Here is a 26,695-nt window from a genome sequence, read left to right as displayed (position 1 = left end):
ATTATCTGTACAATTTTTCTGCTGTTTCCGCGCTGTATGGCAATGCCATGCCTCGCGGGGCTGTTTCCATCAGGTAAAATGCCGCTTCGTGGCTGGCGTGATACTGTTCTACCCATCCGCAAACAACGGCTTTTACGGCACCGCTTTCCAGCAGTTGCGCCGCATAACCGGTTACAAATGGTATATCGAACCGCTCTGCTACGAAAAAGGCATTCTCACCTTTAAACTTGTGTCGGATGCTGATCTCTCCAATTACGATATTGGGGAGCGTGTATACAAACAACGCCGGACTGGCAATCTCCTGCACAGTGTCGAAATACTTCTCGTCCGTATCCAGGCTGCTGCTTGCATTGGCGAGTATTACGCCGGTATCTTCGGGAGTATATTGATCCATGGGCATATCCTGCAGGAGTATTTCCGTAGCCGCCCATCCCAGCTTCGACAGCAGGTCCATTTTATGGAACTTGGGATATTGTCCGCTAAACCGGTCGTACAGCCCGCGGAGGAAGTCCTGCAGGTCGGCCTGAGGCACTTCATGCGCGTATACGGGTTGCCCGTTCCTATCCACCGAATGATGGCGGATAATACATGTTGCGTTGATATATATGCCCTGCTGGCTCATTAGTTGCCGGATCCCCCGTTTAATTTTTCCGTAAGATCAATCAGCCGGGCCAGCCTTTTCAGCTCAGTCTCATGCTGTTTCACGTAGGGGTTCGATTGATCCCACACATATCCTGCCAAAACGGAACATATCTGCTGTTTGATCAGGGGATCGGGATTTTTGGAGAAGAAGATAGTATCGAGCGTACCTTCGTACCAGGCCATTACATAGGAACGGAATACGTTCACGCCCTGCATGGTAGGCTCCATATAGTCCTTCTGCCAGTCAACGTTCTCCCCCTGTAGTTTGCGGATCACCAGTTTAGCTGCCGTTTGGGCAGAAACTGTGGCCAGTGTAACGCCGGAAGAGAAAATCGGGTCCAGGAACTCGGTCACGTTACCGGTGAGCACAAATCCTTCGCCATAGAATTTATCGGTGGTTGCACTCCAGGCTTCCAGTTTACGTGGTTCGAAAACCAACTCCACATCTTTGAAGCGCTCGGCAGTGTAAGGTTCTGAGGCCAGCATGGCGCGGAACATTTCTTCAGGCGTTCCGGAGAAGCGGTCGTGGAAGGAAGGCTCACCCACAAACCCTACGGAAGTTACTCCGGTTGAGAAGGGGATGATCCAGATCCATACGCCTTTCTCATGCACAACTGCAGTGATGCGGTTAGGTTCGTCGGCCATAGAACGGCGAACGTCATTCGTATGGGCGAATAATGCTTTGCGGGGTTGTAAAACAGATTCTTTCTCGAGGTTAAACAGTTTGGGGATCACACGGCCATAGCCGCTGCCGTCAACTATAAAGCGGGCTTCGATTTGTTTCTTGTTTCCGTTCACATCTTCTACTGTGGTAACGGAATCGGAGCCGTTAAAAACGATGCCGGTTACGGTGGTCTCATATTCCACCGGAACGCCCATCTTCTCTACTGTCTGGGCCAGGGTATGGTCGAAATCGGCACGGGTTACCTGCCATGTCCATTGCCATCCGGCGGTGTGCTGATCTGCAAAGGTGAAGTCGCAAATTTTGCCCTGTTTGACAAACTTTGCTCCAAATTTCTTCTGGAAACCTTTTTCAGAAATGGCGTCAATGAAGCCGGCTTCTGTAAGTGCATCCATGCATCGGGGTAAAAGGCTCTCGCCAATAACAAAACGGGGGAACTTCAGTTTTTCTACAATCTTTACTGAATAGCCGGCCTTGTTGATTATGGATGCGGCTACCGTACCGGAGGGACCGGCGCCAATCACTAATACATCCACCTTTTCAGTTTGCATATGGAAGGGTTTTTAATTGCTTATGCTTTCACGCAGCGCAGCAGCGTATAACTGAGCCCTACGTTATTGTTTTCCATCACCACTTCCATACCGGCTGCACGGATACAGGCATAAAACTCGTCTGTATGGTACATCTGGCTGTTGCCGTTGGCGATGGCGGTAAAGTAAAGCGACGTTTGCTGGAGGCAGAACGCGGCAGATTTAAATTGCTGTTTGTTCCAGAAAGGCTCGAGGATATACACACTTCCGCCATCGTTAAGTGCTTCGCGGCAACGGCGGAGGATGCTGATGATCTGCTCTTCTGAGAAGCAATCCAGGAACTGGCTCATCCAGATCACATCGAAGCCTTTCGCGAACGGGAGGCTTTCATCAAGAATATTCGTTTCGAAGAAGGATACACGGTCCTGCAGGCCTGCTGCTTCAATATTCTGGCGCGCCACATTTACCTGCACGGGCAGATCCATGATGGTCACGTGTACATCCGGATCATAGTTTGCGCATGCCATGGACCATTTACCGGTATTACCACCAATATCGAGCAGCTTCCTGGGCTTATGCTCGAATACGATGGGAAGCACGCTGGGGAAAGCGAGGTCGGAATAGTAGTGATCGAAGTTGAACCAGCTGGTGCGGGCAGGTTCGGGCAGGATGGAAAGACCCTGGTAAATTGTTTCCCAAGGGCCCAGTTCCTGTAATCCCGCCGGACGCCCTTCTTCCAGGCTGTCCTGCAGGTGATACATGGCCTTATAGCACACATCGTGCGAGAAGTCCATATTGATACGGGTAAGAGGATCGTTGAGGATGAAGAAACCGGTTTTGGTGAGCGTGTAACGTTTTTCGTTAACGAGCAGCATATCCAAGCCGAGGCCAGCTTCCAGCAAAACGCGGAGGGAGTAGCGCGACAGTTTAACATGCTCGAGGATTTCCTCGATGGTGGCTCCCTGCATGCCTGTGTCGGATACGGCTTTGAGGACGCCCATATCTCTCAGCGCCTTGGAGGCCTGGAAAGCGATGGGTGCAAAAGCCAGCCAGAGGGCCTGCTCCTTCGCCTGTAATGCGGTTTTCGTTTCCTTCGTAAAAAAGTTCATGCGTGATCTGCTTGTTTTAATTCGTTTACAATGTCACTTTGCTAAACACCATAGCAGCATTGCATCCCCCGAAACCTGATGTGGTTTTGAGAAAATGCTGCATAGGGCGTTTTTCCAAATGACTGCTCACCATCAATGGATGGCTGATTCCGGATGATTCAAAGCCGGCGGTTGGTAACACTACACCATGTTTCATGGCATAAATACCGGCAACTGTCTCAATAAGACCGGCCGCACCAAGAGTATGACCATAATTGCCTTTAAGACTGTTAACCGGTACCTGCAGCAATCCCGAAAGATGGAAAGCATTGGCTTCCATTTCATCGTTGTACAGCGTGGCGGTACCGTGCGCCGAAACGAACCCAATATCCGCGGGCTCCAGGCGGCTCCGGCGCATAGCGGAAGTGAGTGCAGAAGCCAGTTCCGCACCCGTCCTCGATGGACCGGAAATATGATTGGCATCGTTACTGGAAGCGCCTTCGCCCAGGAGGACGGATTCACCTTCCGGCAACAATGTTGTATCCTTTGTTAAGACGACCGTTGCGGCACCTTCCCCTAAAGTCACTCCTTTACGTGCAGCATCGAAAGGGCGGCAGGGCTCGTCGGAAACGGCCTGGAACGACTGGAAGCCCGACAACACGAAGCGCGTGAGCTCATCGGCTCCGCAAACAACGGCATGGTCGTATTGCCCGGCACGGATGAGGCGCTGGGCGATCAGAATGGCAAGGAGGCCTGAAATACAGGCATTGCTTACCACAATAGGTTTAGCCGCTGCCCCAACTATCCCGGCAATGCGGGCAGCGGTAGCATGCAGCAGCATGGAAGCGTCTGCAGAACCGGCTTTACCCTGCTCCAGCAAGGCAATATTGCCTTTGGTGGTAGACAGGATGAAAGCAGTACGCGAATCGCCAATGGGCACTTTCGTACGTGAGAGTGCATCAGAAATACTCAGGCACAACAGCTGTTCGAACCGGGTATTCCCTTCCAGCCCTGCTGCAAGTACAGGCTGCCGGAGCAGCTCATCGGGCATGGCAGAAGCGTAGAAACCTCCGGGCTGGCGGCGGATACCGCTTTCTCCGGCAAGTAGCCGCTCAAAGTTAGCCGGTGCAGTAAGCCCCAGGGGTGATACAATGTTCTCAGCAGCAACATATACCTTCGTCATGACAGCCCCCACTCTTTTTTCCATTCCGCGAAAAACAACGGAACGGTCAGTTGCAGGATATCGGCTTCCTTGTCGAGGAATACCTGCACAGAAGCACCCGTGCAAACCACTTCGCGGGTTTCGGCGTTGTATAATGTGTATTCAAAACGGATCTTCGCAGCATCGGTGGGCACATAACGTGTTTCCACCAGCACACGGTCGCCGTAGCGCAATGGCCGTTTGTAATTGCATTCCACATTCACCACAGGAACTGTGAATCCCTGTGCGAAAATGTCGAGATAACGCAACCTGTATTTCGCGCCGAAGGCTTCCCTGCCATCTTCGAAATACCGGATGTAATTGCCGTGCCACACTATGCCCAACGGGTCTGCTTCATTAAACCGGACAAGCACTTCCGCCTTTTCGCTCAATACAGGTTGCATGTATAAGTTTAAAAATTGTCATCTAAATTATCCGCCGTAGCTGGATTTCCATTCCTTGTACTTGTCTTTCTCGATGTCGTCAAGGATGGATTTCACGCCGGAAAGGTACATATTCGCATAGCCGAATGCCATGCCGAATTTACCTCCCATCTTACCAGTCATACGCTCGGTGAAAAGTACTTTCTTCGCTTTCATGTCCACCAGGGTTACATAAGCGGAAAGTTCCTTCTTGGTTTTGTTTATACCTTCCACGAACCAAACGATGCCAATGCCTGTTTTACCGTTGAAATCGAACCCTTTAACGAGGGTGGTGATATCTTCAGGTTTCAGGTGCTGGTAATCGTCAGAGTTGTCGGACAGCAGGTTGTCTGCATCAATTTTGGTGGTTCTTTTATTAACCGGTCCAATATCAGTGCTTACTTCGCTGCGGCGGAAAGCTTTTGCCACGTCGAATTTTTTGTATTCGTTTACCACTTTCTGGTTCACTTCTACAAAGTTTTTGTCCACAATTTGATCTGCCTTGGCGGCTGCATCCCCAACAATGCGGGTTTTGGTCCAGTCGAGGCCGATCCAGGTTAATTTTACTTCAGGATCAAATACGTCTTTGCTGCTTTGGGCAATTGCCGAAGATGCGCTTAGGGCGAAAGCGATCAGGGGCAATGCGAGATTTTTCAGTTTCATGGTAACTCTTGTTTTTTTATTTATTGGCTATGAAGATTTTCATATCACATTTCGCCAGGGTACGACCGTTCAGCTGAACGGAACCTTGTACCACAGTGGCGTTGAAGAGTTCATGGGTAATAAGGATTTCTGTCTGTAAAGTAGCTCCCGCCGGCGGGAGTTCGAGTATTTCTAAATTTTGAATTGCTCCGATAAAGCCGAGCGGTACAGGTACATTGTCTCTTTTTGCAAGAAACCCTACTCTGGCCGCTGCGGTTTGTGCTATGTTTTCCACGAGCCCGGGTGCCATAAGCGTGCCATTTTCCACAAACACGTTATCCGCCGCCACATCAAGCTCGGTGCGGATGTTCTTTTCTCCCGCTTCTACGAGTCTGCTGATCATAACGATCGGCGGGCGCTGGGGGATGTATTCGGTAATATCTTCCTGATGCATATGCGTATTGTCAGTCTTTTGACCAGAAATCATAATAATTGAACCATTGCAGCGGATACTTCCGCACTATTTCTTCCATGACGCCTACAAAATCTTCCATTGCCTGGCCCATTCCACCCTGCTTTGCTGCGGGGTACACTTTGGGATCAGTGGCATAGAGATGATAGTGCTTAGCGGTTTCCTTGAACGCGAACACAAACGAAACAGGCACCCTGAAAGTGGATGCCAACAGAAAAGGCCCAACGGGGAAGCGTGCCGCTTCTCCCAAAAATACTTTCTCTGCAGTTTTGTTACCGGCCAGAAACCTGTCTGCATGCATGCAAACCAGCTCCTGCTTGTTCAGCGCGTCATTAATGGCGTAAATATGCGATAAATCGTCCTTCAATACAATGACATTCACATGCCTCCCGCCCGTTACACCTTCCAGGTAACTTTTGATTCTTTCATGTTCCCCGTCGAACATCACAATGTTAATCCGTGTGTTCAGCCGGGTAAAAAGATGTCCTGCCACTTCCCAGTTGCCCAGATGCGCGCTGAGCAGAATACCGCCCTTACCACTGTGGACCATCCCGTGAAGCCGTTCCTCGCCATCAAAATCGAAGCTGAAACGGTTGGGGATTCCGGCCATTACGACCACTTTGTCTATCAACGTCTGACCGAAAATATAAATATTCCGGTAAACCGAGGTTAAAGCACGCCACCGGCTGTATCCCATCTTATAACGAAAAAACCGGTACATAGACCGGGTAGTGCTATAGGAGAACAGGCAGTAATAGATTGCAACAAATACCAACAGGAAATAAGCCGGGCCAACGCCTCCGTAACGCATTACGCCAATGAAGATCCGGTATCCTAGCTTATTTCCTTTGGATTTACCCTGCCATGATGGCATTATACCAGTTCTTTTTGTTTAACACGTTCAATAACATAATCATAAAAGTCCTGGAAGCTAACAATGCCCTGAAAATCTTCCGGCTTTACTTTAAAGCCAAAGTTGTTCTCAATGGCTACTACCAGGTCAATATAGTCCAGGCTGTCCAATTCCAGCGTGGCCTTCAGTTCGGCCTCGGGGGTAATGCTTTCGGGGGAAACTTCGAATTCTTCCGCCAGAAAAGCATTGGTTTTTTGAATGATCTCCTTGATTTCCATAAACTTAAGTGTTCCAGATATAGGTTAGTAGCTGTCTTAATGCATCCCTGGGTTCGCATAAGGGCTGCGGGACAAAATTATAGAAAAACCGTCCAACAGTGGCCAGATGTATGAATTATTCCCATTTCCTGACAATGAGAGAGGAATTTGTTCCCCCAAAGCCAAAGGAATTAGACAAAAATATATTAAAGTTCTTATTAAGCGTATTCGTTACGATGTTCAGTTTCGCTGAATCTTCATCGGGATTTTCAAAGTTGATGTTAGGGGCCATAAATCCGTGCTGCATCATAAGCATGGAGTAAACGATCTCACTTGCACCCGCCATCCAGCACTCATGCCCTGTCATTCCCTTGGTAGAGCTTACAGGGGTATTGCATCCGCCAAATACGGAATGGATGGCTCTTGCTTCGCTGGCATCACCTGCGGGGGTGGATGTAGCGTGTGCGTTGATATATCCTATGTCTTTCGGCTGAATCCCGGCTTCGCGGAGTGCCATTTCCAGACTGCGGGTTGGACCTTCCACACTGGGATTGCTGATATGTGCACCATTACTGGAAAAACCATAACCTATCACCTCTCCCAGAATAGTGGCTCCACGGCGCCGGGCTGATTCCAGGCTTTCCAGGATCACGGTGGCTGCTCCCCCGCTTGGCACCAGGCCGTCGCGGTCGCGGTCGAAAGGGCGGGATGCCTTTGCGGGATCACTTTCCCTTACGGAAAACGCGGCAATAGCATCAAAATTACCCATGGCGTACAGGTTGATTTCCTGGGCTCCTCCACAAATTACGGCATCCTGCATACCCGAGCGGATGAACATATAGCCCAGTCCGATGGCATGAGAGCCGCTTGCGCAGGCTGCACTCACACTGAAATTCACACCTTTAAGGCGGAAAATGGTGGCGAGGTTCATATTCACGGTAGAGTTCATGGTCTGGAAAACAGAACCTGAGCCTACGAGCATGGTATCTTTTTTCTCACGGATAATATCAGTGGCTTCTACAACAGGCTTAGCGGAGCTGTCGTTTCCGAACAGGAGCCCTACTTCCCGTGAGTCGAGGAAATCCTGGTCCATTTTGGCCATTGCCAGTGCTTCACGGGTACTCATATAGGCATATTCGGCCTGTTCAGGCATCATAAGCCGGGCGCGGCGGTCCAGCATACCTTTCAGCTCCGGCCTGTCTACCCACCCGGTAAGCCCCGACCGGTACCCGAAAGCCTTACGCTCCGGATCCAGCACGATGCCGGAACGCCCCTGAAAAAGGGAGTCCTTTACCGCCTCAAGGTTTTTACCGAGACAGGAATAAATACCTATACCTGTGATCACTACTCTGTTCATGCGCTGTGTTGAGTTATAATCCCGGAACCCGCGGGGGCTCCTTTTGCTTTACTGTTGTTATGCTGCTTTTAGATACCCTGATCAGGAATAAAGGCCGCCATTGATGTTCAGCACTTCTCCCGTGATGTACGAAGCTCCTTTCGAAGAAAGGAAAGCCACTGCTTCCGCCACTTCTTCGGCAGTGCCGAAGCGTTGCATGGGCACCATGGCAGACAGCTCCTTTTCGGGCAACCCCTCTGTCATGTCCGTCCGGATGAAACCGGGCGCCACGGCATTAACGGTCACATTCCGTTTGGCTACTTCCTGTGCCAGGGCTTTGGTAGCCCCTATCAGGCCAGCCTTGGCGGCACTGTAATTAACCTGGCCGGGCGTTCCTTTCAGACCGGAAAGCGATACCATGTTCACGATACGGCCGTAACGTTTCAGCAGCATACCTGTAAGCACCTGCTTGGTGACATAGAAAAATCCGTCCAGACTTGCATCCAGCACGCTTTTCCATTTTTCAGTCGACATCTGGAAAAGCATCATATCTTCCCGGATACCGGCGTTATTCACCAGCACTTCAATCTGTTTGTCTCTATTGGCTTCGATCCAGGCGCCGAGCACAGTATTCACTTCGCTCTCGTTCCCTACGTCAAATTTGAGCAGGGTACCGTCTGTACCTTTCTGGCGCACGGCTTCGAGGGTTTCCTCTGCCGCGGCCGTATTACCTTTATAATTGATGAGGATGTGGTATCCCTGCTCAGCCAGTTTGATGCATACCGCCCTGCCGATACCCCGGGAACCTCCTGTAATCAATGCGCATTTCATCCGTAGTGTTGTTTCTTATGCTTGTATTCCTGAATAATTACTGAACGGAAGATTTCTTCCTTTTCTCTGCCGCAGGCTCTGCCACCACCGGTTCGTGCCGCATGAGGTAAGCCTTAATGCGCTGCACGTCCGCATAGCGGGGAGCGTCGTCAATAAATTTAGGGAAAATCGCCCTGATGTCCTGATAGATCTTGGAGGTAAAGGCCCCGAGACGGTCCTGGCAGTTGAGGAAGTCTACCGCCTGAAGCAAAGTCATCACCTGTACCGTCAGTACTTCAAAGGTGTTTTCAATTACTTTATACGTCAGCTGTGCCGCATTACAGCCCATGCTCACAATATCCTGGTTGTCATTGTTGTTCGGGATACTGTGCAGGTACATGGGATAGCTAAGCGTCTGATTCTCAGCAACAGTAGAGGTGGCGGTAAACTGAACGCCCTGCATGCCAAAGTTGAAGCCCAGCTTGCCAAGGTTCATAAACGGCGGGAACTTGTGGTTCAGCTTATCGTTCATGAGGTAGTTTAACTGGCGTTCGCTGAGCATGGATAATTTGGTAATGGCGATCTTCAGCTTATCCATTTCCAGGGAAATATAATCGCCGTGGAAATTTCCTCCGTGGTAAACGTTTTGCTGGCGGTGGTCTACCACCGGGTTATCGCTCACAGAGTTCAATTCCCCTACAATGATGGTTTCGGCCTGTACGAGGATATCGTATATAGGGCCGAGGATCTGGGGAACACAGCGCAGGGAATAATATTCCTGCACTTTATCCTTGAATATTTCTTCTTCCAGTTCTTTATAGAAGTGATCGGGCCTGTGGCGGATCATTTTGCTGCCGGTGAGCATGCCGCGCATCATTTCCGCTACTTTATTCTGACCGTTGTGGCGTTTTACGATGTTGAGCTCGTAGCTGAGGTGGTCATCGAATGCTTCCACTACTTCATTGATCATGGCGCTGAGTGAGCAGCTCCAGAGCAGCAGTTTACGGGCTTCGATGAGGTTCACCAGGGCGATGCCCGTCATGGCCGAGGTACCGTTTATGAGTGCAAGTCCTTCACGGATACGCACCTTCAGCGGCTGAAGCCCCAGCTGTTCAAATACATCGGATGCCAGCCTGATTTCATCTTCAAACAAAACATTCCCTTCCCCGATAAGTGCATGTGCCAGGTGAGCGAGCTGAACGAGGTCACCACTCGCGCCTACGCCGCCATGCTCGTATATACAGGGGTAAACGTTGTTATTGATGAGGTCGCGCAGGAGATATACCAGGTCAGTATGAACACCTGAAAAGCCCTGCATGAATGAACTCAGCCGGGCAATCATCAGTGCCTTGGTGTGAATGGGTGCCAGGCATTTGCCAGCTCCCGAGCTATGACTGCGGATGAGGTTATATTGCAGCTGAAACGTGTCTTTTTCCGGTATCCGGTACTGGGCCATAGGGCCAAAACCGGTATTGATACCATAAATGAGCTTTTTCTCGGAAAATATTTTCAGAAACTCGAAGTTGTCATTCACATGCTGTACGGCTGTTTCTTCGAGCACCAACTCTTCCCCCTCAAACAAGACCCTTTGCACTTCTTCTAAAGAAAGCACCTTACTTCCTAGTACAACCATTATATTAGATTAAATTATTTGTTTATGTAAAAAAGTGCTCAAAATTAAGATAAAGATGTTTTTTTCCTAATATCCAATCTTTCATTTTTTTACTTTCGTGCAGGGGTTACTATACTCCTTTGGCATTCAACTAGTTGCAATAATGTTACAAGGATGTAGGCTTCCTGTCGCGATTGGTTCCGGTCTGGCTATTTCATCCCGAAATGCCATTAGCCACGGCATTTCGGGATGTAAAGTTATTACTCTTCTTCAATATTCGCAGGGGGGGTCACCAATATTTTGTCAATACGGTGTGCATCCATGTCGATGATTTCGAAGGTAAATTTGCGCCATTCCAGCTTTTCGCCGGTTTGGGGGATATGTTCGAGGTGGTGGAGAATAAAGCCGGCAAGGGTATCGAACTCCTGTTCGAACTCGGCCATCTGGTCTTGCATATCGAATTCTGAGAGAAAATCGTAGAATGGTATCTGAGCATCAACAAGATAGCTCCCGTCTTCCCTTAAAATCATATTATAATCGTCCTGCCCGGTTTCCGGCATATCGCCTACGATAGCTTCCAGGATGTCGTTCAGGGTAATCATACCAAGGAAAGTACCGTATTCATCCACGATAAATGCGGCATGAATCTGGGTTTCCTTGAACTTTTCCAGCACCTGGTAGGCAGTATTGTTTTCGGGGATGAAGAGGGGCTTCCTCATGATTTCCTTCAGTACAACAACATTACCGGCGGCATATAAATCCTTGATAGTAAGGATGCCACGGATATTATCGATCTGTCCTTCGCACACGGGGTATACGGAGTGCGGGGCCTGTTTGATCTTCCTTTTATAGCTTTCCACATCCTCATTTACATCCAGCCACACAATATCGGTACGGTGGGTCATGAGGGAAGTAATGTTGCGGTCACCCAGGTGGAACACCCTTTCGATGATTTCCTGCTCGGTTTCCTCAATAGCTCCCGAAGAAGTGCCTTCGCTGATGATGGCCTTAATTTCTTCTTCCGTAACGTTATTGTCGGATGAGCGCTTCAGCCCTATCACCTTTACAAGGAAGGTGGTAGACCTGCTCAGGAGCCATACAAATGGAAAGGTGAGGCGGGAAATGAAGTACATGGGCCTGGCCACGATCTTCGCAATTGCTTCGGGATTAGCGAGCCCGATCCTTTTGGGGAGCAGCTCTCCCAGTACGAGGGTGAAATATGTTACGCCGATTACGATGATGGCTGTGGCGATACCATTACTGTAGGCTGCCAGCGAGGGCATCTGCATCACGAAACCTTTCACGTCTTCCTTCAGCTGTTCACCGGAGTATAAACCGGTCAAAATACCGATCAGCGTAATGCCGATCTGTACGGTAGACAAAAATGTGTCCGGATTGTTGGACAGCTTGAGGGCTGCCCTGGCTTTTTCGTCCCCCTGCTTGGCTGCGTTTTCTAAACGCACTTTCCTTGCGGATACCAAGGCTATCTCCGCCATAGAGAAGATACCGTTGAGCAAAATGAGGACGAGGATAATGACGACTTCCATAATTTATAAAGCCTAAAAATAATTAATTATTCAAATATCAGTGTAACAAATGCCAAACCCAGCCCAATTGCGATGGCCAGCACTTTTTTCCCACTCAGTTCATGGTGTTTGGTTCCGCTTTCGTAGAAGATGGTCGTGGAAATATGCAGGAACGCGCCAATAACCAGCGCCACAATGTAAATGAGGGAATGGGTAATAGCCTCTGACTCAGCACCCAGCCAGCTGGCAAGCATGGCAGAAAGCGGAGTAACGAGCGAGAATATGATGAGTATCCGCCAAAGCTTCGCGCGCGACTGCCCCGCATGCATCATCACAGTGATGAGCGTGAGGGATTCAGGCACTTTATGCGCCATGACTCCCAGCATAAGGGAAGGAAGGGCAGATTTGTCTTCAAAATTGAACCCAAGGGGGATACCTTCCATAAAGGCATGGATCGACAAGCCTACCAGCAGCGGGGTTACCGCTATATGATGATGGCCGTGTGCCTGAGGCAGATGGGTATGCCCGTGCTCCATGCCATGGCTTAGCTGCTGGAGGAACACCTGGAGGAAAAAGCCGATCACAATGTATATACCGGCAGAATGCCCCAGCTCGTGGTACACTTCAGGCAGCAGGTGCATGATCGTAACACCAAACAGGAACGCCCCGGTAAATGCCAGCAGATAGATGGGCAATCCGGGATTAATCCTTTTAAAGATCACAGGGATCATACCGCCGGCAATGGTAGCGGCCAGGATGAGTATGAGATAAGCTATGTTCATGTTGTTTTTTCAGGTAATGGCTCCAGTCCCACCCTTCTGAGGAAGAACCCTCCGCTGAGAGAGCCCGCCAGCATACCAAGCAGCGCCCCGCCCAGAATGTCGGTCGGGTAATGAACGCCCACGTACACCTGCGCGTAGCAGATAACGGCAGCCCAAACGAAAAGGAGCCAGGCCCAACGGCGGATGTAAGGCCGCAGGGTTATAAATGAAAACGTGGCCAGCCCGAAATGGTTGGCCGCGTGAGAAGATGTAAAACTTCCGCTTTGCGGATAATACCCTACCATCACCCGTACATAAGGGGCAATATGCGGATCGTTCCCCGGCCTTAGTCTGCCCACTGCAGATTTAAGGAAACCGCTTGCCTGGTCGCAAAGGGCAAAGGTCACGATAAAAAACACGATCCACCAGAATCCGCGCCAGCCCCAGTTATAGGTTACAAAAACCATCAGGAACAGGTACAGGGGCGCCCAGAGATAAGGTTCCCGCATCCAGGGCAGCCAGCTGTCCAGGAAAGGGGTCGCCCATTTACTGTTGATTGTGAAAAACAGGGTTAAATCCCAGGTGAGCAATGTTCCCATCAGGATAGCGGTTTTTGGGCGATAAGGACCATCCGCGGGGACTGCACCTCATCGAAAGTATTGAAATGATAATCCCCGAAAACATCGGTGATCTCCAGCTTCTGCAATGCAAACATCTCCCTGAAATCAGCAAGCGTGAAGGCGGAAACACGCTCAGCAAAAGTAGTCCTGAACAGCTTCTTACGATCCAGGATACGGATTTCCTTCAGGAATTTTCCGCCAGACACTTCCCGGTGAATATCGAACACCACATCATCTTTTTCCTTTATCTCATTGGGCACCAGGTGCGATTCAACAAAGGGGCTGTTCAGGTAGTCCAGTACCAGTCTCCCCCCCGGCTTCAGGCTGTTAGCCAGTGTGCGCAGGGCATTATCGTTCTCATGACGGGTTTCGAAATAACCGAAACTGGTAAAGAAATTGAAAACGACATCGAAGTAGTTAATACGGAAGGGCAACCGCATATCGTGCTGGAAAAAGCTCAGGTGCTCGTTCTCCAGCTTCCGCGCTGCCGCTATGCTCTCCTCGGAAAGGTCGATACCGGTAACGTTGAACCCCTTGTCTGCCAGGTACTTCGCATGCCTTCCGCGGCCACAGGCCACATCCAGCATCAGTGCGCCGGGTTCCGGCCGCAGGTAACCTACCAGCTTGTCTATAAAAGCAGATGCTTCCCGCTCATCCCGGTTGTTGTACAACAGGTGATAATACGGTGAATTAAACCAGTCTTTAAACCATTGTTTCGGCACTTCCATTTCGCTACAGGCGTATTATTTCGGTTTTTTATTGTTGAACATCAAATATCGGGAGCTTTCGTAAAACCCGCGGGTTAATTTATCCAGTTTCTCCGCAATTTCCGGCTGTTGTGTACTGATATCGGCCATGGGGTTCACTTCCAGGTCATATAAGCGCATTTTCCCGCTTTCTACCCCTATTTCACAAAAGTATTTGCGCCCCATTAGACCATAATAGTTCTCTCCCCGGTTATAAGTCACGAAAGCATAGCGCTCCCCGGCAAAGGTAGTATCCAGCATATCCACGCCCATGGTGTAGTTCGTATAGTCTACTCCGGCCATTCTGGCCACCGTGGGATAAACATCCAGCAGGCTCGTCATACTGCTTACACGCTTAGGCGCCACCAGTTTGGGTGCCCATATAATACAGGGTACATGATCCACGAAGGTTCCCATCTCATATTCCGGCAACGGCATGTGTTTGAACGGATTCAGGCGCGCCGAATGGTCACCAAAGAACACGAAAATAGTATTATCGAGATATCCTGACTTCTCTGCCAGCTCCATCAGGTAACCCACATTGTAATCGAGGTAGCGCATGGCATTCAGCTGATCTACCGACAGCCAGCCGGCTGCCTTGAAAGCGGCTTTATCTACTTCTTTCTCCGTTATTTTCTTAAAATCGCCTTTCCCGGATGTAGTGGTATACGGTTCATGATTGTCTGCCGTTTGCAGGAATGCCACAAAGGGCTTGCCTTCCTGATGGGCTTTCCTGAAAATCTCGTCCGACTCGCTGATGAGATCAAAATCAGAAACACCCCATACATCAGCCTTCGGTGCTTTGAAATAGCCTTCTTCGAAGATCTGGATACCTTCCACGTTATTGGTAAAAACGGCGCGGATGTTGGCCCAGTTGGTATTCCCTCCGAGGAGGTAAAATTTCTCATAGCCTGCAAACTGATCCATGATCACACGCTGATCCACGATGCCGGGGTGGCGGGAAGCGGTTTTGAACTTGCAGATATCAGGCAATCCCGTGGTAACGCCGAACACGGTTCGGGCGGTACTCATGGCGGGTACATAAAAGTTGTCGAAAAAGAGCCCTTCATCTGCCAGCTTTTGCAGATTGGGGGTGGCTTTAACAGGGTTATTGAACATTGATGTCATGGCCGCTCCGCCCGATTCGAGCATTACGATGATGACATTGGGCCGTTTGGCCACCGTATTGCCTTTAATGGAACGTGCGTAGCTAAGGTTGACGGAATCAGGCTGGTCAACCCCGAGGTAACCCGCGATGGGCGTATAATACTTCCGGGTGAGGCCTGCATCAAACGTATCGTCTTTCACCGAAAAGTTGGCGAAGAAATATGTAACGGGATTGAGACTGAGTGAGGTGATACCATTATCGCGTGTAAACATGGCCTGGCTCCAGCGCAGGGGGAAGTAGGCTATATTGCCGTAAATACCGGCTCCGAAGGCGATAACGAGGAAAACAACCCATGCGGCAAAAGCCTTGGGCCGTACGGGCACTCCTTCCTGCTGGGCAAAGTGGCGGAAAATGGCGCGGTAGCTCCAGATAACGAAAGCAAGGAACAGCAATATGCCAATAGCGCTTTTGATGACGGGATAGCTCTCCCACAGCATACGGGCATTGGTACCGCGTTCCCCATCAGCGAGGAACCTGGTAACTGACGGTTCTATACGGATGCCGAGGTAGCTGTAATGCCCCAGATCGGTCACATAAAAGAAGGTCAGAAACACATATAACACAAAGAAATAGGCGAAATGAAGCCTGCGGAGCCATCCCGGGCCGAATAACCGGTCGCGCGCAATCAAAGCAGCCAGGGCGATGGGGGCCATGCAGATGAGGGCCAGGCGCATGTCGAATTTAAGGCCGAGGTGCCAGGCACGGGCAATAACCCCGCTTTCCCTGACAGTGGTGGTGAAGAAGAAAAAGAAGAAGATCAGGCGCCACGCCACGAGGAAACCGAACAGGTACAGTGTTTGGGTAAAAATATACCGGATGTATCTGGGTATCCGCGACCAAAGCTGCATCATCTTAGTATCTTATTATTCGCTAAAGTTATATTCCCGTAAAATTTTATACGTAGCGGCAAATATACACTAAATGCGGCAACATCCCGGGAGGCTTTCGGGACCTGACAAATTAGCGGAGCCGATAAGTACGGAATCGATTATATTTGCCATCCTAAAAAAATCCAATAAAGTGGCACTGATTAAATCAATTTCGGGAATTCGCGGCACCATAGGCGGCAAGCCCGGCGAAGGACTTTCCCCAGTAGACGTGGTGAAGTTCACCGCGGCTTACGGCACGTGGCTGCTGAAGCAGAACGCGGAGAACAGGAAAGTGGTGATCGGAAGAGACGGCCGGATTTCCGGGGAAATGGTAAAGCAACTGGTTGTTTCCACCCTCAACGGCCTCGGCATTGACGTAGTGGACCTGGATCTCAGCACCACCCCCACCGTAGAAATCGCCGTTCCCCTCGAACAGGCAGCCGGCGGCATTATTCTTACCGCCAGCCACAACCCCCGCGAATGGAATGCGCTGAAGCTTCTCAACAGTAAAGGCGAGTTTATCTCAGGTGCCGACGGCGCCGAATTGCTCGACATCGCTGCGCGTGAAGATTTCACCTTTGCAGACGTAAATAAGCTCGGATCGTACCGGAAAGACGATTCCTATCTCCAGAAACACATCGACCTGGTGGTGAATTACCCCCTTGTAGACCGGGAAGCCATCGCTGCTGCTAACTTTAAAGTAGTGGTTGATGCCGTGAACTCCACCGGCGCCATCTTTGTACCCGCCCTTCTGAAGGCGCTGGGTGTAAACGAAGTAACCGTTCTGTTCGATGATGTTTCCGGCAAATTCGCCCATAACCCCGAGCCCCTGCCGGAAAACCTCACCGCTCTGAGCAATGAGGTGGATAAAAGCCAGGCAGACTTCGGTATTGCAGTAGATCCTGATGTGGACCGCCTTTGCTTTGTATGTGAAGATGGCAGCATGTTTGGCGAAGAATATACCCTTGTGGCAGTGTCCGACTATGTACTGAAACACCGTAAGGGAAACACCGTATCCAACATGAGTTCCACCCAGGCACTGAAGGATATCACCCTTAAAAACGGCGGGGAATACCATCCTTCTGCTGTTGGAGAAGTGAACGTGGTGAACAAAATGAAAGCTGTAAATGCCGTGATCGGCGGAGAAGGCAACGGTGGTATCATCGTTCCTGACCTGCACTACGGCCGCGACGCCCTCATCGGCATCGGCCTGTTCCTGAGCCACCTGGCCCAGAGCAAAAAGACCATGAAAGCACTCCGTAACTCATACCCCGACTATTTCATCAGCAAAAACAAGATCGAGCTGGACAAAGGCATCGACGTGAAGGAGATCTTTGAAAAGATCAAGGGTAAGTACAAAAACCAGCCCCTGAACACGGAAGACGGGTTGAAAATCGAGTTCGATAAGGACTGGGTACACCTGCGTACTTCCAACACTGAGCCTATTATCCGCATCTACGCGGAAAGCCAGAATGAGACCACGGCCGACAATATTGCCCGTAAAATCATGCAGGATATTAAGGAATTCATATAATTCCTATAGACTTACATATGGATGGACGGATGGCGGAATTAACTGCCATCCGTTTTTCTTTGTCCCTAATTCCTTAATTTTGTGGCACTTTTTTAATCAAAAACCACCAAACCCGCACGACCTTGGAAAGAATTTATTTCGACAATGCCGCCACCACGGCACTCGACCCGGCAGTTTTGGACACCATGCTGCCGTATATGACAGAAAAGTTCGGCAATCCGTCCTCCATTTATTCATACGGCCGTGAGTCGCGGCTGGGTATCGAAAACGCAAGGAAATCCGTTGCGAAGATCCTGAACGCGCATCCCGGGGAGATATTTTTCACCTCCGGCGGTACGGAAAGCACCAATACAGCAGTTAACGCGGCCATCCGCGATCTGGGATGCCGTCACATCATCAGCTCCCCCATCGAGCACCATGCCACCCTCCACACCGTAGAGCACGTTTATTGCCGGGAAGAGATCCGTCTCTCCTGGGTAAAGCTGCTCCCCAACGGGCATGTTGATCTGGAAGACCTGCGCCGCCTCCTCGCTGAAAGCAAGGAGCGTACCCTCGTATCCCTGATGCATGCCAATAACGAGATCGGTAACCTGCTCGATATCCATGCTGTTGGTAACCTCTGTAAGGAGTTCGATGCCATTTTCCATTCCGACACTGTACAAACTGTTGGCCACTACCCTTTCGACCTTCGCAACACGCCTGTTCACTTCATCAATGGGGCAGGCCACAAGTTTCATGGTCCTAAAGGCGTTGGTATCCTGTACATCAATGAGAATGTGAAAATCCAGCCCTACCTCATGGGCGGCTCTCAGGAGCGTAATATGCGCGCCGGTACCGAAAACCTGTATGGTATCGTAGGCTTTGCCAAAGCGCTGGAAATGGCCACTCAAAACCATGAACAACACAGCAAATACATCAATGACCTGCGGTTGTACATGGCAGAACAGCTGGAAAAACACATCCCCGGTACAGGATTCAATGGTGACCTCCATGGCCGCAGCCTTTACACGGTGCTGAACGTGTCTTTCCCTAAAACAGAGAAAAGCGAAATGCTCCTGTTCAACCTCGATATCAATGGCATCTGTGCTTCCGGCGGCAGCGCATGCACTTCCGGTGCAGACGCAGGCTCTCACGTAATCCGCGCCCTCAGCAGCGATCCCAACCGCATCGCGGTACGCTTCTCCTTCGCTCACACCAACACGAAAGAAGAAGTAGACGCAGTAGTAAGCAAACTGAAAGAACTGATCTAAGTTCAAACTCCGATATCAAAAAAGAGTCCGGTGAAAGTTTCACCGGACTCTTTTTATTTACATCATGCTGAAGTAAAAATCAGGTCTATGCCGTCAACGCTAAGAATACCTTGTAATCACATCATAAAACTTATCCCGGTAACCTTCACTAATGGGGATCGACTGGTTGGCGATCATCACCGTATTGCGTTCCACGGAATTGATTTTATTCATTGCCACGAGGTAGGACCGGTGCACACGCATAAACTTATCCTTCGGCAACCGCGACTCAAAGGATTTGAGACTTTTCAGCGTCAGTATGGGCTGACTGGCCGTGTAGATCTTAATGTAATCTTTCAGGGCCTCGATGTATAAAATGTCTTCAAGGTTTATTTTGATGATGCGGTATTCGGTTTTGACGAAGATATAATCCGTGTCGGAAGATTTTGGAGAAGTGATGGAACGGTATTCCTCCGCCTTAGTGACTGCTTTGATGAAACGTTCAAAGGGAATGGGTTTCAGGAGGTAGTCCACCACGTCGAGGTTGTACCCGTCGAGCGCATATTCCTCATAAGCCGTAGTGAAAATTACCATGGGCGGCCGCTTCAGTGATTTCAGGAACTGAATACCGGTGATATCCGGCATTTTGATGTCCAGAAATATAAGATCCACCGGTTCTTCCTGCAGGTACTTCAATGCCTGCGAAGCATTTGTAAAGGCCATGAGCTCCATCCGGAATGGCGCTTTTGCAGCGAAATCGGAGATTATCTCCAGGGCCAGCGGCTCGTCATCCAACGCAATGCACTTCATCATGTTTCAAAGCAATTTTTAAGTCTGCAATAAATTCGTTCGCTTGCTCTCTGATTGTGATCGTATGTGCATCTTTATACATCAGTTCCAGCCGCTTCAGGGTATTCCCCAGTCCAACCCCTCCTTTCTCCGCTACCCGCTTCGACAGCAGCCTGTTCCGGACGCTCAGGTGCAGCGCCCCGTCCGTCGAAATATCCAGCACCACATGTATCCATGCCGGCTCTTCATAACTCACGCCGTGCTTAAACGCATTCTCTACAAAAGGTATCAGCAGCATAGGGGCTATCTTCAACCCGGCAGCTTCGCCGGTAACCTGGACCTCTACCGGAATGTGGCTAGCCAGGCGCAGGCGCTGCATATCTATATAATCTTCCAGATACCGTATTTCGTTTGTTAACTGCACCTTGTCTTCGTTGCTTTGGTATATCATATACCGCAGGATGTTCGACAGCTTTACCAATGCATCTTTTGTTTCAGGGCTTTGCCGGTGTGCAAGGGAATACACGGTATTCAAACTGTTAAACAGGAAATGAGGATTGATCTGCGACCGCAGGAAACGTAACTCAGCATTGAGGTTCGCTACTTTCAGCACTTCCTTCTGCTGCTCGCTCTTAAACCATTCGAGGGCTATTTTAATAAACCCGCCCATGAAAAGCATCAGCAATGTAAACGTGACAGACTTGCGGAAGATATCCTGGAACATGAACATCCCGAACGTTCTCCCTCCCCGCATTCCGCGTATCATACCCCGCGGCGGAGGCATCAGTGTATCACTCACATAGTGAACCGGAAAAGCAGGCCCTGCCTGGTCGGCCAACTGTACAGCCGGCACCGCATGAATGGTTACAGCCATGGCTCCCGCCCTGTGGGAAGTCATCATAAACGGACTGTCGCTTCGCGCCATCATCAGCTGCATAAACTTATACTCAACCAATGCCTGCTGCATTCCGATCCCTGCCAGCAGCAGCACCACCAGGCCGATGTATATGCCAATGCGCTGCCGCGTGAAGAAACGCGGAATCAATACGTAATAATTCAAATAAAACAGTCCGACGATGAACAGCGTGTTCACTCCTTCCTTCCAGTAGAACAATTGATGATCTACCCGGATGCGATACATAAAAAATGGAAAAAGGAACAGCAACACCCAAACCGCTATATGCAAAAAGATTACGACGAGCCGGTTACTTAATATTTTCCTCCAACTGATCATAGGTGTGAAGCCGCGGTAAACTTACATCACATTAGTCTTAACCAAGTGTTAAAACAGGTTTCCGGAGTCTTAAGCAAGTGTTAAAATTACCATGTTAATTGCAGGCTGTCGATCTCGTGCAAACTCAGTGAAGGTATGCTGCCACCTTTGAGCTTTTGCAGTACGAGCGTTCCGGTGCGGCGGGCGTCTGATTGCGTACGGAAGGGATGAAAGCCCGGTATGGCTGGAATATGCGCCTGGTAAATCATAGGACGGCCTTTGAAAGAAATGCGATAGGCCCATCCGGAAGACGACTGTTCTGTAACCAGCCGGTACGGCTGCTCCCGGCACGATGACTGGGAGCAGGCCGCGGCCAGTATGAGCAGTAATGCGATGGACTGCTTAATCATTTTCGTTGTAGGTAGCATTGGGCTCAAAAACAAATATATCATCCAGCTGAAGGCTGCCGGTGCGGCCGGAAGCTACGTGGCCTTTCCCACCCAGTACAAAAGACACTGCACTGTATCGTGCAGTACCTTCGAAATCCCGCACTTTCGTCCAGCGGTCGGTTACACCATCGTATTCCCATGTGGCTTTGCTGATACCGTTACCTGTCCCGGTTACCACATAGGCTTTATTATTGACGGAAAATGCAACAGCCTGGCTGGTTACGATGCTGTACTCGTCATCAAATGTTTCATCAGTTACGTTGGCTATTTTGTTTTTCTGCGTCCAGTTATCGGTGGCCGCATCATATACCCACATGTCATTCTTCAGTTCACTGTTATTGGTTCCGGTGGCGATGTATGCGTTTTGCCCCAGTACAAAAGCAACGGCTTCTGTGCGTTTGCTGCCTCCGAAGCTTTGACGGGTAAGCCATTTATCGGATGCGGGATCGTACATCCAGACGTCTTTCGTTCCGCTGCCATCACTACCGGTGGCCACATAACCTTTACCCTGCAGGGTGAAGCTTACAGCATCGCGGCGGGCGAGGTTAATGGAGGGGTCCGGGCCTATGAGGGATGCTTTCTTTGACCAGTTGCCCGTTTCAGGACTGTAGCTCCAGAAATCATTGAGGCGCACTTTACCATCGAATCCGGTACCGATGTAAGCGTGCTTATCGATCACGAAAGCGGTGGCACTGCTGCGGGCGGCGGCGGCAGCAGGTAGTGAGGCCGCCTGGCTCCATCCATTGGCAGGATTGTATTTCCAGAAATCGCGCAGCTGTTTTTCGCCGTCGAACCCTGTACCTACATAAGCCGTGTCTCCTATAACAAACGAGACTGCTTCGGAACGTGGTGAGGCCGACATCTCTGGCAGCTCTTTCCAGTTTCCGTTGTTCTCATCTTCCGAGTCGTCGCTTTTAGAACATGCCGACAACACTACGGCCGCCAGCATCCATCCGAATAGTTTTCCTTTCTGCATACAAATAGTTGTTTTAACCCGGTCAAAATTATCCGGCGAAATGTTACAGGTACTTTAAAATAGACGGAACTGCCGCCTCATCGGATGGATCCCGTGTTTTCATCTGCCAGTCTGCCGGTTTTATCTTTCAGTACCACAATGCCGTTATCCGGACTGTTTCAGGCATTGGACGGCAGATTTAAGGAAGTGATCGACAAAATAACCGCAGCCGCATATTCCCCCGCCGGCCGTGCGCACCGGTGATTAACATTGCGGCGATATGAAATGGAAACTAATTGCGATGGCCGCATTCACGGGGATTGCAGCATGCGACAAAAGCGGTTTTACTTATGAGGACGCAGCTCCCGGCGGCAACGTCCACTACTCACTCATCGATACCGTAGGCATCGAGATGCGGACCATACAGCTCGATTCCGTACCCGCTTCCGCAACGGGTTACCTTATGATCGGAGGTTACAATGATCCGGAAACCGGCCGTACCGATGTGGCCTCCAACTTCCGCATCGCACGCCCTAATTCTTTTCCGGAACTGGATGAGCGTGCGGTATTCGATTCCATCGAACTCATTCTCCGGCCGGATACTTATTCCTATGGCGATACCCTGCCTGATCAGGAATGGACTGTTTACCAGCTGGCACGCCCCCTCGAACTGGATGAAGACCAGGAGGAGTTCTTCACTCACCAGGTTTACCCTGTTCTCCCCACCCCCATGGCGCGGGAAGCGCTTTCCATCCTGCCACGCAGCGGTGAAAAAATCCACCTCCGCCTGCGTAACGATTTCGGCAGCACACTGATGGAAAAGATCCGTATCAAATCGGAAGACGTTTCTACCGACATCCTCTTCCTCGATTACATGAAAGGCCTTCAGCTGAAAGCCACCCGCGGTTCGGCGATATTCCGCATACCGGCTACAGACAGTTCTGTGGTGATGCGCCTGCATTATCACATCGCTACGTCAGAGATCGAGGAACATACCATCGACTTCCCCCTCAGCAATCCGGCTTTACAATACAACGAAGTGCATGTTGACAGGAGTAACACCCCGCTGGCCGGCCTCGTCACCGGTCCTGCGGGCCTCCTGAGTACCGATGCAGGGCACCGTGCATGGATGCAATCCATCACAGGCACTGTTATCCGGCTCGATTTCCCTTCCCTCCCGGGACTGAAAGAACTGGGGAAATACGGCCGTGTTATGCAGGCGGAACTGGTGCTCACTCCTGTTGGCGGTACCTATCCGCTATATGCTTTGCCTGAACGTGTAACGCTATGCCCTGTGGATAAAAACCAGGTTGTGCTGGATACACTTGCCACCACATCGGGCTATCAATACGGTAACCTCGCTATTGACCTGTTGTATCCTGAAAAAACGCGGTACACCTACGATGTGACCACTTATTGTCAGGCCATGGTTGCTGCCGGTACGGCAGATTACCGCGGGCTGCTGGTGATACCCTCTGCGGGAGATTATTACTCCCGGTTGAACCGCCTGGTGCTGGGAAATACGAAATATGAAGGATACCGGGCTTATTTGAAGATCTATTACCTGTTATACCAATGATGCGCATTTATATCACACTTTCCATAGTACTATTGACAACAAGCCGTGTTGCCGCACAGAAAGGGGTTAATTCCCTCTACTCTGCATTCGGCATAGGTGACATCGAAGAACGCGATTACAGCCGGAATTTCGGTGTAGGGAGCGCAGGCATCGCACGGCCTTCGGGGCAGTTCCTCAATGAACTCAACCCTGCATCTTACAGCGCCATGCCCATGCAGATGTTTTATTTCGAAGCCAGCATGGCAGGCAAATCCGTTCAATACAACAGCAGCAACAATACCCAGTCTGCCGGAGATATCGGCTTTAAACGGTTCGCCATCGGGTTTAAAGTACACGAACGCTGGGGTATCAGTGCGGGACTAATGCCTTACAGCCGGGTAGATTACAAAATGCTCAATACCACCGCCATCGAAGGCACCACGGAAAATGTACGCAATGCAGTGGAAGGCAGCGGCGGACTGAACCGCTTCTATATCAGCAACGCCGTACGTATCACGAAGAATTTCAGTGCCGGGCTTTCGTCAGGCGTTGTATTCGGACCTATAACAACGGTAGACAGTCTCGCGAACGACGCAGTACACACGTCCCGCAATCAAAACTACCGCAACCTCAATTTTACGGCAGGCTTACAATACCAGGGTAAAATCGGCGAGTGGCAACTCGGAGCAGGAGCCACTTACCGTTTTGCCACTACGCTTAGCGGCAAAGGCGACTTCTCCATCCGGTCGTCCGACGAAACTATTCTGTACCAGGAGAAAAGCACCAGTGCTGAATACAGGCTGCCTTCCCAGCTGGGCTTAGGCCTGTCTGCCACCAGCGGTAACATCACCTGGCTGGCCGATTACCGGTTGCAAAAATGGGAAGGACTCAATGCAGGCAAAGCGGATTTCAAATATCAGAACTCCGAACGTTATTCAGGAGGATTGGAATACATGTTTAAGCGGATGGATTATTACGGCCGCGAAACAGAAGGCATAGCCATACAGGCAGGCGCTGCATTCCATAAAGGTTATATAGCAGTGAAAGAGCAGCCACTGGAAGATTTCAGTATTTCTGCCGGCGTATCCATCCCTACCAGAACGGGGCACCTGCGATACTACCTGGGCCTTGAAGGCGGTCAGCGTGGACGTTCAGCCAAAGGACTTGTACAGGAAAACTATTTCAACGTTGTGCTGCATTTATCGTTGCGCGACAACTGGTTCTATAAACGTAAAGAATTGTAAAACGCTCCGGCGGGTAATCAGGCAAACCACTCTTAAACCTTTATACGGCAACCCCAAAAATTCGGTTTGCTATTGCCCGCCGGAGATTTGCTCCTTACCTTCCAGCCAATCCCCGAACCAGCGGCCCGACGATTTGATGGTACGCTGTTGTGTTTCAAAATCCACATGTACCAAACCGAAGCGGGCATTATACCCTTCCGCCCATTCGAAGTTATCCGTGAGCGTCCAGGCGAAATAGCCGGTGAGAGGTACGCCCGATTGCTTTGCCAGCAGGGCGGCACGCAGGTATTCTTCATACCATGCAATGCGGGCCGGGTCGTGGATCTTCCCATTGTCATGCACATCGGGAAAAGCGGCACCGCCTTCAGTAATGATGATCTCCTTTACTCCGGGATATGCAGCAAACTGCTGCAGTATACTGTACAAGCCATTTCCGCTTATCTCCCAGCCCAGGGCAGTAGTGGGCACCTTGCGATGGCGGGCTTTCACTTCCGTGGCGTTGAGATAAGGCATAAAGGCATTGTAACGCACCACCAGCGGAAAGTAATTCTGAATACCTATGAAGTCGAAATCAAAAGGCAGCAGGTCCCAGTCGCGCCACAAGGCATAACGACGCTCTATACGCGCCAGCAGGGGGAACACCTCCGAGGGGTATCCCATCCCCAATGCAGGCTCAATAAACAAGCGGTTAAACAAAGCATCTATCCTTTGCGCGGCGGCACGGTCGTTATCATTATCCGCATAAGGAATGATCTGCGAACAGGAATAAGCGGTACCTATGCGTGCCTGGGGTGCCTCTGCACGGATGGCCCTCCCTCCTGCGGCCTGCGCCAGCGCCACATGATGCACGGCAGGCAGGAAATACGACAGTCCGAATTTACCCGGCGCATGCACACCCAGCATGTAACCCAGCGAAGTAAAGCCGAAAGGCTCATTGAGCACGATCCAGTTACGCACCTTTTTCCCATACTCTTTTGCGCAGATGGCGGCATAGGCTTCGAAGGCATGTACCGTACCCCGGTGGCACCATCCCCCTTTCTTCTCCAATGTCAGCGGCAGATCCCAATGGTAAAGCGTAACGTATGGCTCCATACCGGCTTCGATGACAGCATCTATTACCCGGTGGTAAAAAGCGATGCCTGCGGCATTAACGGCTCCGGTACCTTCCGGGAGGATGCGGGGCCAGGAGAGTGAGAAGCGGAATACATCAAAGCCCAGGCTTCTGGCCAGCAGTATATCGTCGAGGTAGCGGGTATAAAAATCCGTGGCGGTACGGGCATGACTGCGGTCTTTGATCTTTCCACGGCGGCCGGTGAATGCATCCCAGATGCTTGGACCTTTACCGTCGGCATCGTGGGCACCCTCGTTCTGGAAAGCCGAAATAACGATGCCCCACCGGAAGTTTGTCCCGAAATCTGCGCGCGTAATAGACATAATGATTCAATTTACGGATTATGCCTCAGCGGCAGGGCGCTAAAAGGAATTTA

26 protein-coding genes are annotated in these 26,695 nt (G+C 50.5%); 4 read left to right on the top strand and 22 right to left on the bottom strand.

The window, feature by feature from the left end; genetic code table 11:
* Window position 1: 1 nt before the first annotated feature.
* The 17 genes from DEV76_RS13450 to DEV76_RS13370 all read right to left on the bottom strand — a co-directional run bounded on the left by DEV76_RS13450 (window position 2) and on the right by DEV76_RS13370 (window position 16,219).
* On the bottom strand, window positions 2–622 hold the full coding sequence (locus DEV76_RS13450) for a beta-ketoacyl synthase N-terminal-like domain-containing protein (RefSeq protein WP_109698428.1): 621 nt from the start codon (window positions 620–622) through the stop codon (window positions 2–4).
* A complete protein-coding gene (locus DEV76_RS13445) occupies window positions 622–1,875 on the bottom strand; it encodes an NAD(P)/FAD-dependent oxidoreductase (protein WP_109698427.1) in 1,254 nt (417 codons plus the stop codon). The genes DEV76_RS13450 and DEV76_RS13445 overlap by 1 nt, the downstream gene beginning before the upstream one ends.
* Window positions 1,876–1,895: 20 nt before the next feature.
* Window positions 1,896–2,963, bottom strand: a complete 1,068-nt coding sequence (locus tag DEV76_RS13440; protein WP_109698426.1) for a class I SAM-dependent methyltransferase — start codon at window positions 2,961–2,963, stop codon at window positions 1,896–1,898.
* Between the two features lie 25 nt (window positions 2,964–2,988).
* A complete protein-coding gene (locus tag DEV76_RS13435; protein WP_109698425.1) occupies window positions 2,989–4,125 on the bottom strand; it encodes a beta-ketoacyl-[acyl-carrier-protein] synthase family protein in 1,137 nt (378 codons plus the stop codon).
* Window positions 4,122–4,547: an acyl-CoA thioesterase gene (locus DEV76_RS13430; protein WP_109698424.1), complete on the bottom strand. Its 426-nt coding sequence runs from the start codon at window positions 4,545–4,547 to the stop codon at window positions 4,122–4,124. The genes DEV76_RS13435 and DEV76_RS13430 overlap by 4 nt, the downstream gene beginning before the upstream one ends.
* A gap of 27 nt (window positions 4,548–4,574) precedes the next feature.
* Window positions 4,575–5,228 carry a hypothetical protein gene (locus tag DEV76_RS13425; protein ID WP_109698423.1) on the bottom strand — a complete coding sequence of 218 codons (654 nt, stop codon included), beginning with the start codon at window positions 5,226–5,228 and terminating at the stop codon, window positions 4,575–4,577.
* Between the two features lie 16 nt (window positions 5,229–5,244).
* On the bottom strand, window positions 5,245–5,661 hold the full coding sequence (locus tag DEV76_RS13420; protein WP_198652057.1) for a 3-hydroxyacyl-ACP dehydratase: 417 nt from the start codon (window positions 5,659–5,661) through the stop codon (window positions 5,245–5,247).
* Between the two features lie 10 nt (window positions 5,662–5,671).
* Window positions 5,672–6,553: an LpxL/LpxP family acyltransferase gene (locus DEV76_RS13415; protein WP_109698422.1), complete on the bottom strand. Its 882-nt coding sequence runs from the start codon at window positions 6,551–6,553 to the stop codon at window positions 5,672–5,674.
* Window positions 6,553–6,810: an acyl carrier protein gene (locus tag DEV76_RS13410; RefSeq protein WP_109698421.1), complete on the bottom strand. Its 258-nt coding sequence runs from the start codon at window positions 6,808–6,810 to the stop codon at window positions 6,553–6,555. Before DEV76_RS13410 ends, DEV76_RS13415 begins: the two co-directional genes overlap by 1 nt.
* Window positions 6,811–6,925: 115 nt before the next feature.
* Window positions 6,926–8,146, bottom strand: coding sequence for a beta-ketoacyl-[acyl-carrier-protein] synthase family protein (locus DEV76_RS13405; protein ID WP_109698420.1), 1,221 nt, complete (start codon window positions 8,144–8,146; stop codon window positions 6,926–6,928).
* 81 nt (window positions 8,147–8,227) lie between these two features.
* Window positions 8,228–8,956, bottom strand: a complete 729-nt coding sequence (fabG, locus tag DEV76_RS13400) for a 3-oxoacyl-ACP reductase FabG (RefSeq protein ID WP_109698419.1) — start codon at window positions 8,954–8,956, stop codon at window positions 8,228–8,230.
* Window positions 8,957–8,993: 37 nt separating this feature from the next.
* Window positions 8,994–10,568, bottom strand: coding sequence for an HAL/PAL/TAL family ammonia-lyase (locus tag DEV76_RS13395; protein ID WP_109698418.1), 1,575 nt, complete (start codon window positions 10,566–10,568; stop codon window positions 8,994–8,996).
* A 239-nt stretch (window positions 10,569–10,807) separates the two neighbouring features.
* Entirely contained in the window at window positions 10,808–12,094 is a 1,287-nt protein-coding gene (locus DEV76_RS13390; RefSeq protein ID WP_109698417.1) for a hemolysin family protein, read from the bottom strand.
* Window positions 12,095–12,120: 26 nt separating this feature from the next.
* Window positions 12,121–12,855, bottom strand: coding sequence for a ZIP family metal transporter (locus DEV76_RS13385; protein WP_109698416.1), 735 nt, complete (start codon window positions 12,853–12,855; stop codon window positions 12,121–12,123).
* The gene (locus DEV76_RS13380; protein WP_109698415.1) at window positions 12,852–13,433 is read right to left on the bottom strand and encodes a phosphatase PAP2 family protein; all 582 of its coding nucleotides are present in this window, start codon (window positions 13,431–13,433) and stop codon (window positions 12,852–12,854) included. The genes DEV76_RS13385 and DEV76_RS13380 overlap by 4 nt, the downstream gene beginning before the upstream one ends.
* On the bottom strand, window positions 13,433–14,182 hold the full coding sequence (locus DEV76_RS13375) for a class I SAM-dependent methyltransferase (protein WP_109698414.1): 750 nt from the start codon (window positions 14,180–14,182) through the stop codon (window positions 13,433–13,435). The genes DEV76_RS13380 and DEV76_RS13375 overlap by 1 nt, the downstream gene beginning before the upstream one ends.
* Before the next feature lie 15 nt (window positions 14,183–14,197).
* Window positions 14,198–16,219: an LTA synthase family protein gene (locus DEV76_RS13370; RefSeq protein ID WP_109698413.1), complete on the bottom strand. Its 2,022-nt coding sequence runs from the start codon at window positions 16,217–16,219 to the stop codon at window positions 14,198–14,200.
* A gap of 169 nt (window positions 16,220–16,388) precedes the next feature.
* Here DEV76_RS13370 and glmM point away from each other — a divergent pair, with 169 nt between their 5' ends.
* Together glmM and DEV76_RS13360 are read left to right on the top strand one after the other, a co-directional pair.
* A complete protein-coding gene (gene glmM, locus DEV76_RS13365; RefSeq protein ID WP_109698641.1) occupies window positions 16,389–17,771 on the top strand; it encodes a phosphoglucosamine mutase in 1,383 nt (460 codons plus the stop codon).
* Window positions 17,772–17,893: 122 nt separating this feature from the next.
* Window positions 17,894–19,021, top strand: coding sequence for a cysteine desulfurase family protein (locus tag DEV76_RS13360; RefSeq protein WP_109698412.1), 1,128 nt, complete (start codon window positions 17,894–17,896; stop codon window positions 19,019–19,021).
* Between the two features lie 99 nt (window positions 19,022–19,120).
* On the opposite strand, the gene DEV76_RS13355 is transcribed toward DEV76_RS13360, so the two are convergent.
* From DEV76_RS13355 to DEV76_RS13340, 4 genes are all read right to left on the bottom strand, one after another.
* Complete coding sequence (locus DEV76_RS13355) at window positions 19,121–19,813, bottom strand: LytR/AlgR family response regulator transcription factor (protein WP_109698411.1); 693 nt, start codon at window positions 19,811–19,813, stop codon at window positions 19,121–19,123.
* Entirely contained in the window at window positions 19,788–20,930 is a 1,143-nt protein-coding gene (locus DEV76_RS13350) for a sensor histidine kinase (protein WP_157962879.1), read from the bottom strand. Before DEV76_RS13350 ends, DEV76_RS13355 begins: the two co-directional genes overlap by 26 nt.
* A 179-nt stretch (window positions 20,931–21,109) precedes the next feature.
* Window positions 21,110–21,412, bottom strand: coding sequence for a DUF4907 domain-containing protein (locus DEV76_RS13345; protein ID WP_157962878.1), 303 nt, complete (start codon window positions 21,410–21,412; stop codon window positions 21,110–21,112).
* Window positions 21,405–22,427, bottom strand: a complete 1,023-nt coding sequence (locus tag DEV76_RS13340) for a Kelch repeat-containing protein (protein ID WP_109698408.1) — start codon at window positions 22,425–22,427, stop codon at window positions 21,405–21,407. The genes DEV76_RS13345 and DEV76_RS13340 overlap by 8 nt, the downstream gene beginning before the upstream one ends.
* A gap of 259 nt (window positions 22,428–22,686) precedes the next feature.
* On the opposite strand from DEV76_RS13340, the gene DEV76_RS13335 reads away from it, so the two are divergent.
* Both DEV76_RS13335 and DEV76_RS13330 read left to right on the top strand, forming a co-directional pair.
* Complete coding sequence (locus DEV76_RS13335; RefSeq protein ID WP_109698407.1) at window positions 22,687–23,985, top strand: DUF4270 family protein; 1,299 nt, start codon at window positions 22,687–22,689, stop codon at window positions 23,983–23,985.
* The gene (locus tag DEV76_RS13330) at window positions 23,982–25,208 is read left to right on the top strand and encodes a hypothetical protein (RefSeq protein WP_109698406.1); all 1,227 of its coding nucleotides are present in this window, start codon (window positions 23,982–23,984) and stop codon (window positions 25,206–25,208) included. The genes DEV76_RS13335 and DEV76_RS13330 overlap by 4 nt, the downstream gene beginning before the upstream one ends.
* Window positions 25,209–25,277: 69 nt before the next feature.
* Here DEV76_RS13330 and DEV76_RS13325 read toward each other — a convergent pair whose 3' ends face one another.
* Window positions 25,278–26,642 carry a GH1 family beta-glucosidase gene (locus DEV76_RS13325; protein WP_109698405.1) on the bottom strand — a complete coding sequence of 455 codons (1,365 nt, stop codon included), beginning with the start codon at window positions 26,640–26,642 and terminating at the stop codon, window positions 25,278–25,280.
* Window positions 26,643–26,695: the final 53 nt, after the last annotated feature.

Origin of the sequence: Chitinophaga deserti (assembly GCF_003149455.1) — a bacterium.
Lineage (GTDB): Bacteria > Bacteroidota > Bacteroidia > Chitinophagales > Chitinophagaceae > Chitinophaga > Chitinophaga deserti.
Note: the sequence above shows the minus strand (reverse complement) of the source record. Positions and strands in the feature narration are given on the sequence as shown.